The sequence below is a fragment of the Pseudomonas fluorescens NCIMB 11764 genome (assembly GCF_000293885.2).
Taxonomy (GTDB): Bacteria; Pseudomonadota; Gammaproteobacteria; order Pseudomonadales; family Pseudomonadaceae; genus Aquipseudomonas; species Aquipseudomonas fluorescens_B.
Window position 1 is genome coordinate 776,561 of the sequence record NZ_CP010945.1, and the last position, 21,213, is coordinate 797,773.

18 protein-coding genes are annotated in these 21,213 nt (G+C 60.5%); 7 read left to right on the top strand and 11 right to left on the bottom strand.

All coding sequences use genetic code 11. The features are described 5' to 3' along the window. Positions 1-114: 114 nt before the first annotated feature. The 6 genes from B723_RS03615 to B723_RS03640 all read right to left on the bottom strand — a co-directional run bounded on the left by B723_RS03615 (position 115) and on the right by B723_RS03640 (position 7,375). Positions 115-1,083: a CDP-6-deoxy-delta-3,4-glucoseen reductase gene (locus B723_RS03615; protein WP_017341400.1), complete on the bottom strand. Its 969-nt coding sequence runs from the start codon at positions 1,081-1,083 to the stop codon at positions 115-117. Continuing rightward, positions 1,083-2,549 carry a 4-hydroxy-3-polyprenylbenzoate decarboxylase gene (gene ubiD, locus B723_RS03620; RefSeq protein WP_017341401.1) on the bottom strand — a complete coding sequence of 489 codons (1,467 nt, stop codon included), beginning with the start codon at positions 2,547-2,549 and terminating at the stop codon, positions 1,083-1,085. Before ubiD ends, B723_RS03615 begins: the two co-directional genes overlap by 1 nt. Positions 2,550-2,610: 61 nt before the next feature. Continuing rightward, entirely contained in the window at positions 2,611-4,566 is a 1,956-nt protein-coding gene (locus tag B723_RS03625; RefSeq protein ID WP_017341402.1) for an acyltransferase family protein, read from the bottom strand. A gap of 142 nt (positions 4,567-4,708) precedes the next feature. Next, a complete protein-coding gene (rho, locus tag B723_RS03630) occupies positions 4,709-5,968 on the bottom strand; it encodes a transcription termination factor Rho (protein ID WP_007942421.1) in 1,260 nt (419 codons plus the stop codon). A 249-nt stretch (positions 5,969-6,217) separates the two neighbouring features. Beyond that, the gene (trxA, locus tag B723_RS03635) at positions 6,218-6,547 is read right to left on the bottom strand and encodes a thioredoxin TrxA (RefSeq protein ID WP_003206727.1); all 330 of its coding nucleotides are present in this window, start codon (positions 6,545-6,547) and stop codon (positions 6,218-6,220) included. A 120-nt stretch (positions 6,548-6,667) separates the two neighbouring features. Continuing rightward, a complete protein-coding gene (locus B723_RS03640; RefSeq protein WP_017341403.1) occupies positions 6,668-7,375 on the bottom strand; it encodes a FadR/GntR family transcriptional regulator in 708 nt (235 codons plus the stop codon). Positions 7,376-7,630: 255 nt separating this feature from the next. Here B723_RS03640 and B723_RS03645 point away from each other — a divergent pair, with 255 nt between their 5' ends. The 5 genes from B723_RS03645 to ppx all read left to right on the top strand — a co-directional run bounded on the left by B723_RS03645 (position 7,631) and on the right by ppx (position 12,144). Next, positions 7,631-8,416 carry a transporter substrate-binding domain-containing protein gene (locus B723_RS03645; RefSeq protein ID WP_017341404.1) on the top strand — a complete coding sequence of 262 codons (786 nt, stop codon included), beginning with the start codon at positions 7,631-7,633 and terminating at the stop codon, positions 8,414-8,416. Between the two features lie 21 nt (positions 8,417-8,437). Then, complete coding sequence (locus B723_RS03650) at positions 8,438-9,106, top strand: amino acid ABC transporter permease (RefSeq protein ID WP_017341405.1); 669 nt, start codon at positions 8,438-8,440, stop codon at positions 9,104-9,106. Then, a complete protein-coding gene (locus B723_RS03655) occupies positions 9,103-9,753 on the top strand; it encodes an amino acid ABC transporter permease (protein ID WP_017341406.1) in 651 nt (216 codons plus the stop codon). Before B723_RS03650 ends, B723_RS03655 begins: the two co-directional genes overlap by 4 nt. Beyond that, the gene (locus B723_RS03660) at positions 9,740-10,477 is read left to right on the top strand and encodes an amino acid ABC transporter ATP-binding protein (protein WP_017341407.1); all 738 of its coding nucleotides are present in this window, start codon (positions 9,740-9,742) and stop codon (positions 10,475-10,477) included. The genes B723_RS03655 and B723_RS03660 overlap by 14 nt, the downstream gene beginning before the upstream one ends. A 164-nt stretch (positions 10,478-10,641) precedes the next feature. Next, a complete protein-coding gene (gene ppx / locus B723_RS03665) occupies positions 10,642-12,144 on the top strand; it encodes an exopolyphosphatase (RefSeq protein ID WP_017341408.1) in 1,503 nt (500 codons plus the stop codon). Positions 12,145-12,324: 180 nt separating this feature from the next. On the opposite strand, the gene ppk1 is transcribed toward ppx, so the two are convergent. Further along, positions 12,325-14,547, bottom strand: coding sequence for a polyphosphate kinase 1 (gene ppk1 / locus B723_RS03670; protein WP_017341409.1), 2,223 nt, complete (start codon positions 14,545-14,547; stop codon positions 12,325-12,327). 18 nt (positions 14,548-14,565) lie between these two features. After that, positions 14,566-15,579, bottom strand: a complete 1,014-nt coding sequence (hemB, locus tag B723_RS03675) for a porphobilinogen synthase (RefSeq protein WP_017341410.1) — start codon at positions 15,577-15,579, stop codon at positions 14,566-14,568. Positions 15,580-15,787: 208 nt separating this feature from the next. Here hemB and B723_RS03680 point away from each other — a divergent pair, with 208 nt between their 5' ends. Beyond that, on the top strand, positions 15,788-16,420 hold the full coding sequence (locus B723_RS03680) for a DedA family protein (protein ID WP_017341411.1): 633 nt from the start codon (positions 15,788-15,790) through the stop codon (positions 16,418-16,420). Here the strand turns inward: B723_RS03680 and B723_RS03685 are convergent. Then, positions 16,401-17,636, bottom strand: coding sequence for a sterol desaturase family protein (locus tag B723_RS03685; protein ID WP_017341412.1), 1,236 nt, complete (start codon positions 17,634-17,636; stop codon positions 16,401-16,403). The two genes, B723_RS03680 and B723_RS03685, sit on opposite strands and share 20 nt — an antisense overlap. 115 nt (positions 17,637-17,751) lie before the next feature. Here B723_RS03685 and elbB point away from each other — a divergent pair, with 115 nt between their 5' ends. Further along, a complete protein-coding gene (elbB, locus tag B723_RS03690; protein WP_017341413.1) occupies positions 17,752-18,420 on the top strand; it encodes an isoprenoid biosynthesis glyoxalase ElbB in 669 nt (222 codons plus the stop codon). A 108-nt stretch (positions 18,421-18,528) separates the two neighbouring features. Here the strand turns inward: elbB and B723_RS03695 are convergent, their stop codons facing one another. Together B723_RS03695 and B723_RS03700 are read right to left on the bottom strand one after the other, a co-directional pair. After that, positions 18,529-18,984 (bottom strand): YaiI/YqxD family protein, encoded by a 456-nt coding sequence (locus B723_RS03695; protein ID WP_017341414.1) that lies wholly within the window; start codon positions 18,982-18,984, stop codon positions 18,529-18,531. A 105-nt stretch (positions 18,985-19,089) separates the two neighbouring features. Further along, positions 19,090-20,988 carry an FTR1 family protein gene (locus B723_RS03700; RefSeq protein WP_017341415.1) on the bottom strand — a complete coding sequence of 633 codons (1,899 nt, stop codon included), beginning with the start codon at positions 20,986-20,988 and terminating at the stop codon, positions 19,090-19,092. Positions 20,989-21,213 lie beyond the last annotated feature (225 nt).

Genomic DNA, 21,213 nt, shown 5'->3' on the forward strand with positions numbered 1-21,213 from the left:
TTTTAGATAATTGCCTGAATGACATATAACCTACCGGCATTTATATAAATTTATAAATACCGATCGGCTATATATGAAGTTATAACGATTGAACGCGCGGATCAATATCGCGATTCAAGCGCGCGGCGCGTACGCAAACACATCCGCACGCATCTGATGAGCATCCATCCCCGCTTCCACCAGCGCATCCAGCGTGCCGTAGACCATTGCCGGAGAACCGCTGGCGTAGACATGCAGCGCTTTCAAATCCGGGAAATCCTCACACACCGCCTCATGCAGCATCCCGCAGCGCCCCGGCCAGCCACATTGATCGCTGACGACTTTATGCAGGAACAGATTGGGCAGTTTCAGCCATTCATCCCAATGTTCGATCTCATAAAAGTCTTCGGGACGACGCACCCCCCAATACAGATGCACCGGATGCTTGAAGCCCGAAGCCCGGCAATGTTCGATCAGGCTGTGGATCTGGCCCATGCCCGTACCCGCAGCGATCAACACCAACGGCCCATCCGGCAATTCCGCCAGGTGGGTATCACCGAACGGCATTTCGATCCGCACCATCGGATTGCGTTGCAGCTGTTCGATCAGGCTCAGCGCACTGCTTTCGCGCGCCAGTACATGGATTTCCAGATCGCGCCCGCTGTGGGGCGCCGAGGCCAGGGAGAAAGCGGACTTCTCGCCGCTTTCGCGCTCGATCATCAAATACTGACCGGCGTGATAACGCGGCGGCTTGCCCGCCGGTGCGCGCAGGCGCACGCGCCAGGTGTCGCCGCCGACGTCCCTGCACTCAATGACCTGACATGACAAGCTGCGCACCGGCAATTCTCCCTGCGCAAGCACGCCATCCCACAGCACGATGCAGTCTTCCAGCGGCTCTGCTATGCAAGTGTAGAACTCGCCATGGTCGCGCACATCGCCGGCCTGTTCGACCCGTCCTTCCACCAGCAGCGCGGCGCACACGTGGCAATTGCCGTTGCGGCAGCTTTGAGGGCATTCATAGCCCAGACGGCGTGCGCCATCGAGAATCCGCTCGCCGGGCAGAATCTCAAGCACCGCTCCGGAGGGCTGCAAGGTTACACGCATCAATCTATTCCTAACTGATTCCAGATGGCATCGATCCGCTGGGTCACGGCATCATCCTTGACGATCACCCGGCCCCACTCGCGCGTGGTTTCGCCCGGCCATTTATGCGTGGCATCGAGTCCCATTTTCGACCCCAGGCCGGAGACCGGCGAGGCGAAATCGAGGTAGTCGATCGGCGTGTTGTCGATCATCACCGTGTCGCGCTTGGGGTCCATGCGCGTGGTGATGGCCCAGATCACGTCGTTCCAGTCCCGTGCGTTGATATCGTCATCGGTGACAATAACGAACTTGGTGTACATGAACTGTCGCAAAAACGACCAGACACCGAGCATTACCCGCTTGGCATGGCCGGGATACGACTTCTTCATGGTCACGATGGCCATGCGGTACGAGCAACCTTCCGGCGGCAGGTAGAAATCGGTGATCTCCGGGAACTGCTTCTGCAGGATCGGCACGAACACTTCGTTCAGCGCCACGCCGAGGATCGCCGGTTCATCCGGCGGACGACCGGTGTAGGTGCTGTGGTAGATCGGTTTGATCCGATGGGTAATGCGCTCGACGGTGAACACCGGGAAGCTGTCGACTTCGTTGTAGTAGCCGGTGTGATCGCCGTAGGGACCTTCGTCGGCCATTTCGCCGGGATGAATCACACCTTCGAGGATGATTTCGGCGGTGGCCGGCACTTGCAGGTCGTTGCCGCGGCACTTCACCAGTTCGGTGCGGTTGCCGCGCAGCAGGCCGGCAAAGGCGTATTCAGAGAGGCTGTCCGGCACCGGCGTTACGGCGCCGAGAATGGTCGCCGGGTCGGCGCCAAGCGCTACAGACACCGGGAACGGCTGGCCCGGATGCTTCTCGCACCACTCGCGGTAATCCAGCGCGCCGCCACGGTGACTCAGCCAACGCATGATGACCTTGTTACGGCCGATCACTTGCTGACGGTAGATGCCGAGGTTCTGGCGGTCCTTGTTCGGACCCTTGGTGACGGTCAGGCCCCAAGTGATCAGCGGGGCGACGTCGCCGGGCCAGCAGGTCTGTACCGGCAGCATCGCGAGATCGACGTCTTCGCCTTCGATGACCACTTCCTGGCACACCGCGTCTTTGACGACCTTGGGCGCCATGGCGATGATCTTGCGGAAGATCGGCAGCTTGGACCAAGCGTCTTTCAGGCCTTTCGGTGGCTCGGGCTCCTTGAGGAACGCCAGAAGCTTGCCGATCTCGCGCAGTTCGCTCACCGCTTCGGCGCCCATGCCCATGGCCACCCGCTCGGGGGTGCCGAACAGGTTGCCCAGAACCGGGATGTCGTAGCCGGTGGGGTTCTCGAACAACAGCGCCGGGCCTTTGGCCCGTAGCGTGCGGTCGCAGACTTCCGTCATCTCCAGCACTGGAGAGACGGGAATCTGGATGCGTTTCAACTCTCCGCGCTGCTCAAGTTGCTGCACGAAATCCCGAAGGTCCTTGAATTTCATTGAAGATGCCACCCCGAAAATAGGCGTACATCCTACCTGCTCTGGCGTTAAAACAGCACGATCAATTGTGATTTGCACCCAGCAGCATCGGCGTAAACAGCGGACTCAGCCGGGCGCTGCCAGTGTCCGAGAGATGATCCTCATCCTTGTACTTCGAATGCCCATTGACCTCGATGCCGCAGACGTTGTCCGCACACATCAGTGGCGTTGGGTCAATGACGTGCACGCCGGGGTCGGCGGCGCTCATCGAATCGAACAAGCCGCCGAGAAAATGCTGGCGAGCCAGGTGCTCATCGAGCGGGCGCCCCAGTCCGTCGGCCGAACGCCCGATCCGGGCAAGACTCGTCAGCCGGCTGATGGCGCCCTTGCGCTGCAGCGGCACTTCCTTGAACAGCCAGACTTGCGCGCCCGTAGCCCTGATCGCCGCCACCCGCGCTTCGATCGCCGAAGCCATGCGCGCCTCAGCCTGAGCCGTATTGTCGCGGGAGTTAAGCAAGACCTTTTTGTCGCCGTCTTCACGACCGTAAACGTAAAGACTCCAGTTGGATGCCAGCACCACGTCCTTGATCTGCAGGCGACGAACCTGCTCCATGGTCTGTTCGTTGAAGTCCTTGCAGCGCTGGCGCGGGTCATCGCTGAGGACCGGCGGACAGGCGCTCATGCTGTAAAGCCACACCGGGCGACCCTCGCGCCTGGCGCCACTTTCAATGGCCGGCATCAACGCCGCGGCATGGCTATCGCCCCATACCAGTCGGGTGGCCGGGACCTCCTGATTGCCACCGAGCAGACAGGCCTTGTCGAACGTCTTGTCCTTGGTCACCAGCATGCATTTCATCTGCCCGGCGCGCCATTCCCTGGCCTGCGCATATTCCAGCGCTTTGCCGCTCAGACGCTGGGGGAAACCCTCCTGCGAACGCACGACGGAGCCCGTCACAGCGAGGACAGCCATCGCCATCAAGCCGCCGACCAGCACGGGCTTGCGTCCGGCCAGCAGGCGTTTATCACGGAACGGCAGCTCGACGAAGCGCCAGCTCAACCAGGCCAGGCCCAGCGCCAGCAGTATCCAGCCTGCAGCCTCCCAGGGCTGAATACCGTCGATCGAAATGGCATTGGCATAGACGTAGACCGGCCAATGCCACAGATAGAAGGAATAGGAGAGCAAACCGATCCAGACGAACACGCGAGCACTCAACAGCTGGCCGGCCCAGGTCGAACCCTGCCCGCCCGACCAGATCAGCGCGGTGGCACCGAGTACCGGCAACAACGCTGCCCAGCCTGGAAACACCGTCCCCCGGTCAAACGTGAACACCGCCAGTAGAACAGCCGCCAACCCGGCAGCACCCACAGACTGAGCGAGCCAGGGTCGAACAGCGTGTTTGCGCGCAGGCAGGACCGCGAGCATCGCGCCGCATAACAACTCCCAGGCACGCGTTGGCAGCGAAAAGAAAGTGAAGTCGGGTTTACGATCGATATATGCGATGTTCAGCCCGAAGGAGATCAACAGCACAGCAAACAGCATCCAGCGCCAATGGCGAACATGGCGCATCAACAACACCATCAACAGCGGAAAGAAGATGTAGTACTGCTCCTCAACGGCCAGGGACCAGGTATGAAGCAACGGCTTCAAATCCGACGCCGGCTGGAAGTAACCATCTTCGCGCATGAACAGAATGTTTGAAATGAACAGCGCCTGATAACGCACCGTCCTCCCCAGCTCGGAGAAGTCCTTGGCGGTCAGCAATAACCAGCCCAGTGCCAGTGTGACCAACAGCACCACGCTCAGCGCCGGAATGATGCGTCGTGCACGGCGCGCCCAGAAATCGACGAAGCTGAAACGCTGCGCACTGATCTCACGGAACAGGATGCTGGTAATCAGGAACCCGGAAATGACAAAGAAAACATCAACGCCAACGAAGCCACCGCTGAACGTGCTGAAACCGAAGTGAAAGAGCACGACCGGAATAACGGCCAGAGCCCGCAAGCCGTCAATGTCACGGCGACTGCCAAATGTATGCATAACGTCCCTTGTCGTATCCGATACAAAACCGATTCGAAAGGGACATCGCGGCGAGGTGAAAGTTATCAATCAAGACACAAATCTCATGCACAAAAAAAAAGCGCCCTGTTCGGGGCGCTCCTTTTTTGCAGCGGACTGCGTGTTACTTGCGTTTCATCGACAGGAAGAACTCGTCGTTGGTCTTGGTCGTTTTCAGCTTGTCGACCAGGAACTCGATGGCGGCGATTTCGTCCATCGGGTGCAGCAGCTTGCGCAGGATCCACATGCGCTGCAACTCGTCGTCGGCGGTCAGCAACTCTTCGCGGCGGGTGCCGGAACGGTTGATGTTGATGGCCGGGAAGACGCGTTTTTCAGCGATACGACGATCCAGCGGCAGTTCCATGTTGCCCGTGCCTTTGAATTCTTCGTAGATCACTTCGTCCATCTTCGAACCGGTTTCAACCAGTGCGGTGGCGATGATGGTCAGCGAACCGCCTTCTTCGATGTTCCGCGCAGCGCCGAAGAAACGTTTCGGTTTCTCCAGGGCATGGGCATCGACACCACCGGTGAGCACTTTGCCGGAGCTCGGGATCACGGTGTTGTAGGCGCGAGCCAGACGGGTGATGGAGTCGAGCAGGATCACCACGTCTTTCTTGTGTTCGACCAGGCGCTTGGCCTTCTCGATCACCATTTCGGCAACCTGCACGTGGCGGGTCGGCGGCTCGTCGAACGTCGAGGCAACCACTTCGCCGCGCACGGTGCGCTGCATTTCGGTCACTTCTTCCGGACGTTCGTCGATCAGCAACACGATCAGGTGAACTTCAGGGTTGTTACGTGCGATGTTCGCCGCGATGTTCTGCAGCATGATCGTTTTACCGGCTTTCGGCGGCGCAACGATCAGACCGCGCTGGCCTTTGCCGATCGGGGCGCACAGGTCGATGACACGACCGGTCAAGTCTTCGGTGGAACCGTTGCCGGCTTCCATCTTCATGCGCACGGTCGGGAACAGCGGGGTCAGGTTCTCGAAGAGAATCTTGTTTTTCGCGTTCTCGGGACGATCGTAGTTGATCGTGTCGACCTTGAGCAGCGCGAAATAACGCTCGCCTTCCTTCGGAGGGCGGATCTTGCCAACGATGGTGTCACCGGTGCGCAAGTTGAAGCGGCGGATCTGGCTCGGCGAGACGTAGATATCGTCCGGGCCGGCGAGATAGGAAGCGTCAGCGGAGCGCAGGAAGCCGAAGCCGTCCTGGAGAATCTCCAGCACGCCATCACCGGAGATTTCCTCGCCGCTTTTAGCGTGCTTTTTGAGCAGGGAGAAAATCACGTCCTGCTTGCGCGAACGGGCCATATTTTCTATGCCCATCTGTTCGGCCAATTCGAGCAGTTCGGTAATCGGCTTTTGCTTGAGTTCAGTCAGATTCATATAGGAATGACGTAATCATTTATGGAGGGGGGGAAATTAAGCTTTTGGCTTAATGAGGCCGCGCCGCAGAGAAGGCGACAGGATCGCGTACTTATTCGAAAAGGAGTGCGTCGGCGACGGCTAGCAGGGGGCAATGGAGAAACCAGTGCGGGGCCGAATGTACCACCTGAGTTTCGGAGCGTCTAGCCCTCAATAACGAAAAAGCCCCGCAATATGCGGGGCCTTTTTTCGGACACTTTACAGCGACGCTTAGATGTTGGCGTCGAGGAAAGCCGCCAGTTGCGACTTCGACAGTGCGCCGACCTTGGTCGCTTCAACGTTGCCGTTCTTGAACAGCATCAGGGTCGGGATGCCACGCACGCCATGCTTGGCCGGGGTTTCCTGGTTTTCGTCGATGTTCAGTTTGGCAACGGTCAGCTTGCCTTTGTAGGTTTCAGCAATCTCGTCCAGAACAGGAGCGATCATTTTGCAAGGGCCGCACCATTCAGCCCAGTAGTCGACCAGTACAGCGCCTTCGGCCTTGAGTACGTCGGCCTCGAAGCTAGCGTCGCTAACGTGTTTGATAAGATCGCTGCTCATGGAAGTCTCCAGGTTGTAAGCAAAAAAACGTGGCCCATCATAGCCGCCCTTCCTTCGTTCAGGAAGGTGCAGATGATTGAGTCTCGCTATGGTGGTGCATGAGTTTGGGTATAGCTCAAGTCAGGACGTGGCGGGAGCGACGAAGGCAATCCCGGTGCGCAGGGCGGCGTTGCGCACATGTTCGTGCATGGCCTTCTGCGCCGCGCCGGACGAGCGCCGGGCCAGCGCGCGGAGGATTTTACGATGCTCCTGCCAGGTTTCCATGGCTCGCTCTGCCCGGATGAACGGTAGCTTCTGGCTCTCCAGAAAGATGTCGGCGCTGGCGCTGAGAATGCTCAGCATCGCCTGATTGCCGCTGGCCAGCAGGATGCGCCGGTGGAATTCGAAGTCCAGGCGTGCCGCCGCCTCAAAATCGCCCACCTTCAATTCATTGCGCATCGCAGCGACGTTGTCCTCCAAAGCATCGAGCTCATCGGTGCTCAACGTCACGGCAGCCAGCCCGGCGGCAAAACCTTCAAGGGCATAGCGCAACTGGAAGATGTCCAGCGGCGAAGCCTGGGCCGCGAACGGCCAGCCCGGCGTCGCATCGAATCGCGGCAATTCCACCGGTGCCTGCACGAACACGCCCTTGCCCGGCTGAATGCTGATCACACCCAACGCACTCAATGACGACAACGCCTCGCGCAACGACGCCCGACTCACCCCCAACTGCACCGCCAGGTCACGTTGCGAGGGCAAGGCATCCCCCGGCCCGAATCCTTGCTCGGCGATCAATTTGCGGATGGCTTGCAGCGCCACTTCAGGTACGGCTCGGGAGATCGAGTTCATGGTTTTCAGACGAACCAGGCGAATGAGCGGCTAGTTTTAAAGCTATTCGCGGCGCCCGGCAAGTCGTGCCCCACCGGGGTTCGGCGATGACCAACGATGCGCTATCGGAGTGCGAAACGCGGCGCGACTGTTCAGACCAGTAAGACCGTACAACGCCAGCAAAACCGTGGCTTCGCACCGCTAAACCCCAATGTTGGCATGGCCCGTGCTCTGTCGATCCGCAGAAATCATTCCTCGCCGATCCGGAGATTTGCCATGACCCTGCGTTACAGCGCCCTCCTCGCTTCCCTGTTTGCCAGCCTGATGCTGAGCCAGATGCCCGCCCACGCCGACGGCCTGGACGAGGTGGTCAAGCGCGGCGTCCTCAAGGTGGCCGTGCCTCAGGACTTCCCGCCGTTCGGCTCGGTCGGTCCGGACATGAAACCCCGCGGCCTCGATATCGACACCGCGAAACTGCTGGCCGACCAGCTCCAGGTCAAACTTGAGCTGACGCCGGTCAACAGCACCAACCGCATCCCGTTCCTCACCACCGGTAAAGTCGACCTGGTGATTTCCAGCCTCGGCAAGAACCCCGAGCGCGAGAAAGTCATCGATTTTTCCAGCGCCTATGCGCCGTTCTACCTCGCTGTGTTCGGTCCGCCGGACGCCGACATCAAAAGCCTGGACGACCTCAAGGGCAAAACCGTCAGCGTCACCCGTGGCGCCATCGAAGACATCGAGCTGACCAAGGTTGCCCCCGAAGGCGTGACCATCAAGCGCTTCGAGGACAACAACTCGACCATCGCCGCCTACCTCGCCGGCCAGGTCGACCTGATCGCCAGCGGCAACGTGGTGATGGTGGCGATCAGCGAGAAAAACCCGAAACGCGTGCCGGCACTGAAAGTGAAGCTCAAGGATTCGCCGGTCTACGTGGGTGTGAACAAGAACGAGCCGGCGTTGCTGGGCAAGGTCAACCAGATCCTCGCCACTGCCAAGACCGACGGCGCGCTGGAAAAGAATTCACAGACCTGGCTCAAAGAGCCGCTGCCGGCCGATCTCTGATCGTCGCTCGGGAGACTCGATATGTCTTATCAGTTCGACTTCATACCGGTGGTGCAAAACACCGACCTGCTGTTGCGCGGTGCGCTGTTCACCCTTGAACTGACGGCCATCGGCGCGGTGCTCGGCGTGGGCCTGGGCATCGTCGGGGCGCTGGTGCGTGCCTGGAACATCCGCCCGTTCTCGGCGATTTTCGGGGTCTACGTCGAGTTGATCCGCAACACGCCGTTTCTGGTGCAGCTGTTTTTCATCTTCTTCGGTTTGCCATCGCTGGGCGTGCAGATTTCCGAATGGCAGGCCGCGGTGCTGGCCATGGTGGTCAACCTCGGGGCTTATTCCACCGAGATCATCCGCGCTGGCATTCAAGCGATTCCCCGTGGGCAACTGGAAGCCGCTGCAGCGTTGGCGATGACCCGGCTCGAAGCCTTCCGCCACGTGATCCTGCTGCCAGCGCTGGGCAAAGTGTGGCCGGCGCTGAGCAGCCAGATCATCATCGTCATGCTCGGCTCGGCTGTCTGCTCGCAGATCGCCACCGAAGAACTGAGTTTTGCCGCCAACTTCATTCAGTCGCGCAACTTCCGCGCCTTTGAAACCTATGCCCTGACCACATTGCTTTACCTGTGCATGGCGCTGCTGATCCGTCAGTTACTGAACTGGATCGGCCGTCGCTACATAGCAAGGAGCGGCCAATGAGCGATTTCACCTTCTGGGACATCGTGCGCAACCTGCTCACAGGCCTGCAATGGACGCTGGCGCTGTCGCTGGTGGCGTTTATCGGCGGCGGGTTGATCGGCTTGCTGATCATGGTCATGCGCATCTCAAAGAAAGCCCTGCCGCGCAGTTTCGCCCGCACCTACATCGAGCTGTTTCAGGGCACGCCGCTGTTGATGCAGCTGTTTCTGGTGTTCTTCGGTGTGGCATTGGCCGGCCTGGAGATTTCGCCGTGGATGGCAGCGGCGATAGCCCTGACACTGTTCACCAGCGCTTACCTGGCGGAGATCTGGCGCGGTTGCGTCGAGTCGATCCCCCACGGTCAGTGGGAAGCCTCGTCAAGCCTGGCACTCAACCCGCTGGAGCAACTGCGCTACGTGATCCTGCCACAAGCCTTGCGCATCGCCGTGGCGCCGACCGTGGGTTTCTCGGTGCAAGTGGTCAAAGGCACCGCCGTGACCTCGATCATCGGCTTCACCGAGCTGACCAAGACCGGCGGCATGCTCGCCAACGCAACCTTCGAACCGTTCATGGTCTACGGCCTCGTGGCCCTCGGTTACTTCCTGCTCTGCTACCCCTTGTCCCTCAGTGCGCGCTACCTGGAAAGGAGACTGCATGCCTCTGCTTAGAATTTCCGCCCTGCATAAATATTACGGCGACCACCATGTGCTCAAAGGCATCGACCTGAGCGTCGAGGAAGGCCAGGTGGTGGCGATCATCGGCCGCAGCGGCTCGGGCAAATCGACGTTGCTGCGCACGTTGAATGGCCTGGAGTCGATCAACGACGGGGTCATCGAAGTCGATGGCGAATACCTCGATGCCGCCCGCGCCGACCTGCGCAGCCTGCGGCAGAAAGTCGGGATGGTGTTTCAGCAGTTCAACCTGTTCCCGCACCTGACCGTGGGCGAAAACGTGATGCTCGCGCCCCAGGTGGTACAGAAAGTGCCCAAGGCCAGAGCGGCGGAGTTGGCGCGGGAGATGCTGGAACGGGTCGGGCTCGGCGAGAAGTTTGATGCCTTCCCGGATCGGCTGTCCGGCGGGCAACAACAGCGCGTGGCGATTGCCCGTGCGCTGGCGATGTCGCCCAAGGTGTTGCTGTGTGACGAGATCACCTCGGCGCTGGACCCGGAATTGGTCAATGAGGTGCTGAGCGTGGTTCGGCAATTGGCCAAAGAGGGTATGACGCTGATCATGGTCACCCATGAAATGCGCTTTGCCCGGGAGGTTGGGGATAAGTTGGTGTTCATGCATCTGGGGAAGGTGCATGAGGTCGGGGATCCGAAGATTCTGTTCGCGAATCCGCAGACGGCGGAGCTGGCGAATTTCATTGGTACTGTGGAAGCGACAGCCTGAAAGCTCTTTAAGGTCTGTGATGGCCTCATCGCGGGCTTGCCCGCGATTGACCGCGCTGCGGTCATCTACAGGGTTGCGCAGGATCAAGGGTTTGAACACTGCGCGTTGGCGTCAGCGTTTGATCGTGGCACGATGTCTGGGTTATCGACCGAGACCCCCTGACCATGCCGCAATCCCAAGCCAAGAATCTGTCCCTGATCGCCGCAATCGACCTGGGCTCCAACAGCTTTCACATGGTCGTGGCCAAGGCCCAGAACGGCGAAATCCGTATTCTCGAGCGTCTCGGGGAGAAGGTCCAGCTGGCCGCGGGCATCGACGAAGAGCGCCAGCTCAGTGAAGAATCCATGCAGCGCGGGCTCGATTGCCTCAAGCGCTTCGCCCAACTGATCAACGGTATGCCCCAGGGCGCCGTGCGGATCGTCGGCACCAACGCCCTGCGTGAAGCCCGCAACCGCAACGAATTCATCCACCGCGCCGAAGAAATCCTCGGTCACCCGGTAGAAGTCATCTCCGGCCGCGAAGAAGCGCGCCTGATCTACCTCGGTGTGTCCCACACCCTCGCCGACACCCCGGGCAAGCGCCTGGTGGCCGACATCGGCGGCGGCAGTACTGAATTCATCATCGGCCAGCGCTTCGAACCGCTGCTGCGCGAAAGCCTGCAAATGGGTTGCGTCAGCTACACCCAGCGCTATTTCAAGGACGGCAAGATCACCCCGGCCCGCTACGCCCAGGCGTACACGGCGGCGCGGCTGGAGATCATGAGCATTGAACACGCCCTGCACCGCCTGACCTGGGATGAAGCCATCGGCTCCTCAGGCACCATCCGCGCCATCGGCCTGGCGCTGAAGGCCGGCGGTCATGGCTCGGGCGAGGTCAACGCCCAGGGCCTGGCCTGGCTCAAGCGCAAGCTGATCAAACTCGGCGACGTCGAGAAAATCGACTTCGAGGGCATCAAGCCTGACCGCCGGGCGATTTTCCCGGCCGGCCTGGCCATTCTCGAAGCAATCTTCGATGCCCTCGAACTCCAGCGCATGGACCACTGTGAAGGCGCCCTGCGCGAAGGCGTGCTCTATGACCTGCTGGGCCGTCATCATCATGAAGACGTCCGTGAGCGCACGCTCAGCTCGCTGATGGAGCGTTACCACGTCGATCTGGAGCAAGCGGCGCGGGTCGAACGCAAGGCGCTGCATGCCTTCGATCAGGTGGCCGAGGATTGGGACCTGGATGACGGCGTCTGGCGCGAGTTGCTGGGCTGGGCCGCCAAGGTCCATGAAGTGGGCCTGGACATCGCTCACTATCAGTATCACAAACACGGTTCGTACCTGATCGAGCACTCGGACCTTGCCGGGTTCTCCCGCGAAGACCAATTGATGCTCGCGCTATTGGTGCGCGGCCACCGCCGCAATATTCCCAAGGACCGGTTTGCCGATTTTGGCGACGATGGCATCAAGCTGATTCGCCTGTGCGTACTGCTGCGCTTTGCGATCCTGTTCCATCACATCCGCGGCACCCAGGAAATGCCTCAGGTGGTGTTGCACGCCAATGGCCACAGCCTGGATGTGCAGTTCCCGGAGAACTGGCTGGACGAAAACCAGCTGACCCAGGCCGACTTCGCCCTGGAAGCGGAGTGGCTGACGCGGGTCGGTTTCACCCTGAACGTCCGCTAAAAACCCGGAGCGAACACAATCCCTGTGGCGAGGGAGCTTGCTCCCGCTGGGGTGCGAAGCGCCCCCAAAAGAGGGACTGCTGCGCAGTCCAGCGGGAGCAAGCTCCCTCGCCACAGGCATCTCGCTACAAACAAAAATGGCGATCCGCAGGGATCGCCATTTTTTATGCAGCGTGCAGGGTCAACGCACAGCCAGAATCGGACTGCCCAACCGCTCCAGCAACGTGGCCTGCGCACTGCGCGGGTTCTGGTTGCCGGTTGGCGTGTTGCGGATGTAACGACCGTCCGCCTGCAGGCTCCAGCTGTGAGTATTGTCGGTCAGGTAAAGCTCCAGCTCTTTCTTGACCCGCATGATCAGCTTCTTGCCTTCCACCGGGAAGCAAGTCTCGACGCGCTTGTCGAGGTTGCGCTCCATCCAGTCGGCACTGGACAGGAACATCTGCTCGTCACCGCCATTCAAGAAGTAGAAGACTCGCGTGTGCTCCAGGAAGCGACCGATGATCGAGCGCACGTGGATGTTGTGCGAAACCCCGGCGATGCCCGGACGCAGGCAGCACATGCCACGCACCACCAGATCGATGCGCACGCCCGACTGGCTGGCCTTGTACAACGCACGGATGATCTTCGGATCGGTCAGCGAGTTGAACTTGGCGATGATGTGCGCCGGTTTGCCGTCGAGGGCGAACTGAGTCTCACGGGCAATCATGTCGAGCATGCCCTTCTTCAACGTGAACGGCGCGTGCAGCAGCTTCTTCATGCGCAGGGTCTTGCCCATGCCGATCAGCTGGCTGAACAGTTTGCCGACGTCTTCGCACAAGGCGTCATCGGAGGTCAGCAAGCTGTAGTCGGTGTACAAACGGGCGTTGGCGGCGTGGTAGTTACCCGTACCCAAGTGGGCGTAACGCACAATCTCGCCGGCCTCGCGACGCAGAATCAGCATCATCTTGGCGTGGGTCTTGAAGCCGACCACGCCGTAGATCACCACCGCACCGGCCGCCTGCAGACGGCTGGCCAGTTGCAGGTTGGACTCTTCGTCGAACCGCGCACGCAATTCGATCACCGCAGTGACTTCCTTGCCGTTACGCGCCGCATCCACCAGCGCATCAACGATTTCCGAGTTGGCGCCGGAGCGGTACAGCGTCTGACGGACCGCCAGTACATGCGGGTCCTTGGCAGCCTGGCGCAGCAAATCGACGACAGGCGTAAACGACTCGAACGGGTGCAGCAGCAAGATGTCCTGCTTGCTGATCACGCTGAAAATGTTCTCGCTGTTCTGCAGCAGTTTCGGGATCTGCGGCGTGAACGGCAGGTATTGCAGCTCGCGCTGACTGTCGAGGCCGGTGATGCTGAACAGACGGGTCAGGTTGACCGGGCCGTTGACCTGGTACAACTCGGTCTCGTGCAGGTTGAACTGCTTGAGCAAGTAATCGGACAGGTGTTTCGGGCAGGTATCGGCCACTTCCAGGCGTACCGCGTCACCGTAGCGACGGGAGAACAGTTCGCCGCGCAGGGCGCGGGCCAGGTCTTCCACGTCTTCGGTGTCGACGGCCAGGTCGGCGTTTCGGGTCAGGCGGAACTGGTAGCAGCCCTTGACCTTCATGCCCTGGAACAGGTCATCGGCGTGCGCGTGGATCATCGACGACAGGAATACATAGTTGTCGCCAGGGCCGCCGACTTCTTCCGGGACCTTGATGATGCGAGGCAACAGACGCGGCGCCGGGATGATCGCCAGACCGGAATCGCGACCGAAGGCGTCGATGCCTTCGAGCTCGACGATAAAGTTCAGGCTCTTGTTCACCAGCAACGGGAACGGGTGCGTCGGGTCGAGGCCGATCGGGGTGATGATCGGCGCGATCTCGTCGCGAAAATAACGGCGAACCCAGGTCTTGAGCTTGGTGGTCCAGTAACGGCGACGGATGAAGCGGACCTGATGTTTCTCCAGTTCCGGCAACAGAATGTCGTTGAGGATCGCGTACTGGCGGTCTACGTAGCCGTGCACCAGTTCGCTGATCCGGGCCAGGGCCTGGTGCGGTTGCAGACCATCGGCGCCGGCCTGTTCACGGGCGAAGGTGATCTGCTTCTTGAGGCCGGCCACACGAATTTCGAAGAACTCGTCCAGGTTGCTGGAGAAAATCAGCAGGAACTTCAGCCGCTCCAGCAACGGGTAGGACTCATCCAGCGCCTGTTCCAGCACGCGGATATTGAACTGCAGTTGCGAAAGCTCGCGATGGATGTACAGGCTGCTGTCATCCAGGCCTGGAACGACAATCGCTGGCGCCGCCGGCGCGGTTTCGACCACCACCGCGGGCGGAGCAGGCTCCAGCACCGGCGGGGTTTCGGCGATCTGCTCCACCACAGGTTGAGCCTCTTGTACTGCAACTTCAGTGAGTCCTTCGGTATTCATCGAATGTTCCTGGGAGGGCTATTTTTGCTCTCGTAACAGTTGAGCAGCACGAACGGCAAAGTAAGTCAGGATGCCATCAGCGCCTGCACGTTTAAAAGCGGTCAGGGATTCGAGGATAACCCCTTCGCTCAACCAGCCATTCTGGATCGCCGCCATGTGCATGGCGTATTCACCGCTGACCTGATAGACAAAGGTCGGCACTTTGAATTCTTCCTTGACCCGGTAAAGGATGTCCAGGTACGGCATGCCTGGCTTGACCATGACCATGTCCGCGCCTTCTGACAAGTCCGCCGCCACTTCGTGCAGGGCTTCGTTGCTGTTGGCCGGGTCCATCTGATAGGAGGCCTTGTTGGCCTTGCCCAGGTTCAGCGCCGACCCCACCGCATCGCGGAACGGGCCGTAATAGGCGCTGGCGTACTTCGCCGAATAGGCCATGATCCGCACGTTGACGTGATCGGCCAGTTCAAGGGCTTCGCGGATCGCCTGGATGCGACCGTCCATCATGTCCGACGGGGCCACCACCTGAGCGCCGGCTTCGGCGTGGGACAGGGCCTGCCTGACCAGCGCATCGACGGTGATGTCGTTCTGCACATAGCCTTCTTCGTCGAGGATGCCGTCCTGACCGTGGGTGGTGAACGGGTCCAGCGCGACGTCGGTGATCACGCCCAGTTCAGGGAACTGCGCACGCAGCGCGCGGGTGGCGCGCTGGGCAATGCCCTCGGGATTCCAGGCTTCGGCGGCGTCCAGCGACTTGAGTTCGGGCGGCGTGACCGGGAACAGCGCCACGGCCGGAATGCCCAGCTCGACCCACTTGGCCGCTTCTTCCAGCAACAGGTCGATGGTCAGGCGTTCAACGCCAGGCATCGAGGCCACCGCTTCACGACGGTTTTCACCCTCGAGCACGAACACCGGCAGGATCAGGTCGTCGACGGTCAGGACGTTTTCACGTACCAGTCGACGCGAAAAATCATCACGTCGGTTACGACGCAGACGGGTTCCAGGGAACAAACGGTTGGCGGGGGTAAAGCTCACGGCAGACTCCTGAGCCCGCGCTAACGGGCGAGCGTGACAGTTATAAGCGGCCATTATGACCAACGTATTACAGTTATGTGCACCCCTGTGACAGGTAGTCGCATTCCATTGTCCTTGTAGGAAATGTTCACGTCGAGACACATTTGGACACTTTCATGAATGTGCACGAAGGGTTAGGCTGCGCGTTCATTTCGCCAGCACCCAGACAATGCTCCAACAACTTCTGCATGACTTCGGCTACTTTGCCCTTTTTCTCGGCACGTTCTTCGAAGGCGAAACCATTCTGGTGCTCGCGGGCTTCCTCGCGTTCCGTGGATACATGGACATCAACCTGGTGGTGGTCGTGGCTTTTTTCGGCAGCTATGCCGGCGATCAGCTGTGGTACTTCCTGGGACGCAAGCACGGCCGCAAGCTGCTGGCGCGCAAGCCACGCTGGCAGTTGATGGGTGATCGGGCGCTGGAACACATCCGCAGGCATCCGGACATCTGGGTGCTGAGCTTCCGCTTTGTCTACGGTTTGCGCACGGTGATGCCGGTGGCGATCGGCCTGTCAGGCTATCCGCCAGGACGTTACTTGCTGCTGAACGGGATTGGTGCCGCGATCTGGGCAAGCGCCCTGGCCGCCGCCGCCTATCACTTCGGCGCGGTGCTCGAAGGCATGCTGGGCAGCGTCAAGAAGTACGAGCTATGGGTGCTCGGCGCCCTGCTGGTGCTGGGCGTCGTGCTGTGGTTGCGCCGACGCTTCAAGAACGCCCGTCTGGCGAAGCAGGTCTATGCCGACGAGCAGGCCTTGAAAGCCGAACAGGACAAGGCCGCCGAGGTCAAGACGCCAACCGAGTGATGCGGTTTCTGCAACAGTAGAGACCGATCCCGCTGAGCAGGCTGTAACTCAGCAGGCCGACCCAGCCCACCGCGCTGGCCGGCCACAGCCCCACCAGCGGCGCCAGCCACACCAGCGGCACATTCGATGCCAGGCGCAGCAGCTCCAGCTTCAACGCCCACGGGCGATTCTCCAGGGCCACGCCCAACGTAAACAAACCCAAGGCCACCGCACTCCAGCCGAGCACCAATGCGGAGGTCGGCAGATGCGGCTCGAAGTTCATCAAGTAGCTGCCCAGCGCGATGTAGACGCAGAACTGCAACAGGACGTAAACCTGCTGACGCCCATCCAGCGGTACTTCGAATTTGCGAAACTGACTCAGGTCCGGTTTGTTCATCGGGTACTTTTGCGCCACGTCCGCCGGCCGCCAACCGGTGCGCATGAACCAGATCCGCAGCTTGTCCCAGGTGCTTTCAGCCCGCCGCGCGTCCTCCCAGAGCTGCGCGTAAAACTGCACGTTTGCCCATAACGGATTCCAGCTCGCCAGTGGCGTGGTCACGCCGAAAATCACCGGCTCGTTGTCGTCTTCTTCCTGGAACGAGCCAAACAGACGGTCCCAAATAATGAACACCCCGCCGTAGTTGCGATCCATGTAGAGAGCGTTCTGTGCATGGTGGGCCCGATGATTGGAAGGTGTGACGAAGAACCACTCGAACCAGCCGAGCTTGGGAATGTGCCGCGTATGCACCCAGAATTGGTACAGCAGATTCAACGCGGCGACGCTGATGAACACCAGCAGCGGCACGCCGAGCACGGCCATCGGCAGGTAGAAAATCCAGCTCAGCAGAAACCCGGTACTGGTCTGGCGCAACGCTGTGGAGAGGTTGTAGTCCTCGCTCTGGTGATGCACCGAATGCGCTGCCCAGAGGATATTGCGTTCGTGACCCATGCGATGCAGCCAGTAGTAGCAGAAGTCATAGAGGACAAAGGCAAACACCCAGACCCAGACACTGTCGGCCGAGAGCTCGAACAGTGCCAGGTGCTTGAGGGCAAATGCGTACGTCACCAGCCCCACACCCTTGGTCAACAGGCCCGTCGTGGTGGACAGCACGCCGGTGCTGATGCTGTTGATCGCGTCGGCCACCCGATAATTGCTCACCCCGCGCCAGCGGTCGGCCAGCAGTTCGACGGCAATCAGCACAAAGAAGAACGGCACCGCATACAGAATGAAGTCCATGACGCGCCCTGATCGGAATCTTGAGGACAGATCCTATGTTTAGCCGCGAATTAACCCTATGGCAACGAGTGACAAATTAGTGGACATTTAACGCCATGAATCTGGAGAAAAACCCATGAGCAAAAAAATTGCAGTGATCCTTTCCGGCTGTGGCGTCTACGACGGCGCCGAGATCCACGAGAGTGTGATCACCCTCCTGCGCCTGGACCAGCGTGGCGCTCAGGTGCAGTGCTTTGCCCCCAACATCGCACAGCTGCATGTGATCAACCACCTGACTGGCGAAGAGATGCCCGAATCACGCAATGTGCTGGTGGAATCGGCGCGGATCGCCCGGGGCAACATCAAGGACCTCCGTGAGGCCGACGTCGAAGACTTCGACGCGCTGATCGTGCCCGGTGGTTTTGGCGCGGCGAAGAACCTGTCGAACTTCGCGATCGAAGGCGCCGGCTGCACCGTTCAACCGGAAGTCCTGGCGCTGGCTGAAGCGTTTGCCGAAGCGGGTAAACCGGTCGGGCTGATCTGCATCTCCCCGGCACTGGCCGCGAAGATCTATGGGCCGGGCGTGACCTGCACCATCGGCAACGATACCGACACTGCCGCTGCGATGAACAAGATGGGCGCGACCCACACGGACTGCGCGGTGACTGACATCGTTGAAGACAAGGCCCGCAAACTGGTGAGCACGCCGGCGTACATGCTGGCGCAATCGATCAGCGAAGCCGCGTCCGGCATCAACAAACTGGTCGACCGCGTCCTCGAACTGACCCACGAAAACGACGCCTGACGGATGGCATAAGGAGCTTTTGTGGCGAGGGAGCTTGCTCCCGCTCGTTTTGGGGCTGCTTCGCACCCCAGCGGGAGCAAGCTCCCTCGCCACAGGAACAGAGTCCGTTCAGGGCTTGCGCGTTAGCCGCGTAAGAATCCGGTCCAGCGCATTGGCAAACGCCTGCTTCTCCCGCTCGCCAAACGGTGCCGGCCCGCCGCTCATCTGCCCCTGTTCACGCAAGTCGGTGAACAGGTTGCGCACCGCCAGCCGATCACCCATGTTCTGCGCGTCGAACTCCTTGCCCCGCGGGTCCAGCGCTGCAACGCCTTTTTTCACTAGCCGGTCGGCCAGTGGCACGTCGCTGCAGATCACCAGCTCGCCGGGCACCGCGTGCTCCACCAGATAGTCGTCCGCCGCATCCGGGCCACTCGGCACCACAATCAGCTTCACCAGCGCCAACCCAGGCTTGATCTGCGGCTGCCCCGCCACCAGCACCACTTCGAACTGACGCTTGAGGGCGAACTTAACCACCAGATCCTTGGCCGCCCGAGGGCAGGCGTCGGCATCGATCCACACACGCATTGGGTTTGACCTCTCCAAAAAAATCGCGAGCAGGCTCGCTCCCACAGGTTATACGCCATCCTGTGGGAGCGAGCCTGCTCGCGATTGTGAGCGCAGCGAATGCTTTCAAGAAACAGACACCCGCCGCTTCTCCGCCATCCAGCTACGCCCATACAACACAATGATCGCAATGATCGCCACCGCCTGAGCACTCAGCGAATACGCATCAGCATGGATGCCCAGCCAGTCGAACTCAAAGAACGGCACCGGCCGCGTACCGAAGATCCCGGCTTCCTGCAATGCCTTCACACCGTGACCGGCAAACACCACCGACAGTGCGCACAGCAACCCGGCATTGATGCTGAAGAACAGCGACAGCGGCAGTTTCGCCGAGCCCCGCAGGATCACCCACGCCAGGCCCACCAGCAGCACCAGCGCCGTGGCACCGCCAGCCAATACCGCGTTATGCCCTGCTGGTCCCGCCTGCAACCACAAGGTCTCGTAGAACAGGATCACCTCAAACAACTCGCGATACACCGAGAAAAACGCCAGCGTCGCAAAGCCGAAACGCCCGCCGCCGCCCACCAGGCTGCTCTTGATGTAATCCTGCCAGGCCGCTGCGTGGCGACGGTCGTGCATCCACACGCCGAGCCAGAGCACCATAACCGCGGCGAACAACGCCGTCGCGCCTTCCAGCAATTCACGCTGCGAGCCGCTGACGTCGATCACAAACGCCGCCAGCGCCCATGTTGCCAGACCGGCCACCAGCGCCAGGCCCCAACCGACGTTGACACTGCGCACCGCCGATTGCTGGCCAGTGTTGCGCAGGAACGCAAGGATCGCCGCCAGCACCAGAATCGCTTCCAGACCTTCGCGCAACAGAATCAGCAGACCGGAAATGTAGCTCAGGGACCAGCTCAAACCATCACTGCCGAGCAGGCTGGCAGATTCTTTCAACCTGGCTTTGGCCGCGTCCAGACGTTTCTGGACCTCGGCCACCGACAAGCCGTCCTGCAACGACTGACGGTAAGCCATCAGGGATTTTTCAGTGTCTTTGCGCACATTGGCGTCGACATTGTCCAGGGAGCTTTCGACCAGCTCGAAACCTTCCAGGTACGCCGCCACCGACAGGTCATAGGCCTGATCGTGATCGCCGGCGCGATAGGCCGCGACGCTTTTGTCCAGTGTTGCAGCGGTGTAGTCGAGCAATTGCGCCGGGCCACGCTTGACCTGCGGCGGTTGCGAACGCTGGGCGCGGAAGGTCGCTGCCGCTTGCGGGCCTTCGGCGGCCAGCACTTCGGCCGGGGTCTGACGGGCGAGGTCGGCGATGTTGTAGGTTTTATCGGATGTTGCCGCGGCCGGATCAGCACTGAAACTGGCGATGTAGGTCGCCAGGTCCCAACGCTGACGGTCGTCCAGCTGATCGGCGAAGGCCGGCATGTCGGTGCCTTCCACGCCCATCCCCAAGGTGTTGTAGATCGCGTAGAGGCTCAATCGGTCCTGGCGCGCGACATCGCGCAGATTGGCCGGCGGCGGCGTCAGACCGACACCGGCCGGGCCATCGCCGGCACCGGCATCGCCATGGCAGACCGAACAATGCTGGGCGTACAGCGGCGCGCCCCGGGTCGGGTCCGGCGTAATGATCGGCGCCTGACTGACTTCATAAGCCACGGCCAGCTTCGCTCCCAGCTGCCGAGCCTGCCGGGCGACGTCTGCGCCGTCCTGACGAGCGGCGATGGCGCGGTGCAGCGTGCTGACGCCCTGCTCCAACCCAGCCTTTTCCGCTTTGTCCGGCATGGCGGCGATCAAGCCTTGCAACACCTTGGTAAATTCCAGTTGCTCGCGGTACTCGGATTCATTGATGACCTTGCCCGCTTGTACCGATTGCGGGTAGTCCGCACCGATGTAATCGAGCAAATGCAGCGCTTGCGGCGCGCCTTCCACGGTGTCGGCCAGCAGATGGGAACTGCACAAGGCAAACAGTGGCAACACCAGCCAGGCCAGGAAACGGGACGGGGCAGTCATGAATGAATCTCAATTGGAAATACGAAGTAACACATTGTTCACTTCGAATGACTTTCGCTCAAGCTTTGTTGTGTGAAACGCCGCATGAAGCCTCGATTTTCGTCGCTGCCCGATGATGGCACTTTCTATAAAAACGCAACTAAAAAGCCATTACGTAGCCACCATCCCTGTTTATAATGCCGCGCCTGTAATTGATCGACATGGCACTCAAGCTCCTCTGCTCAT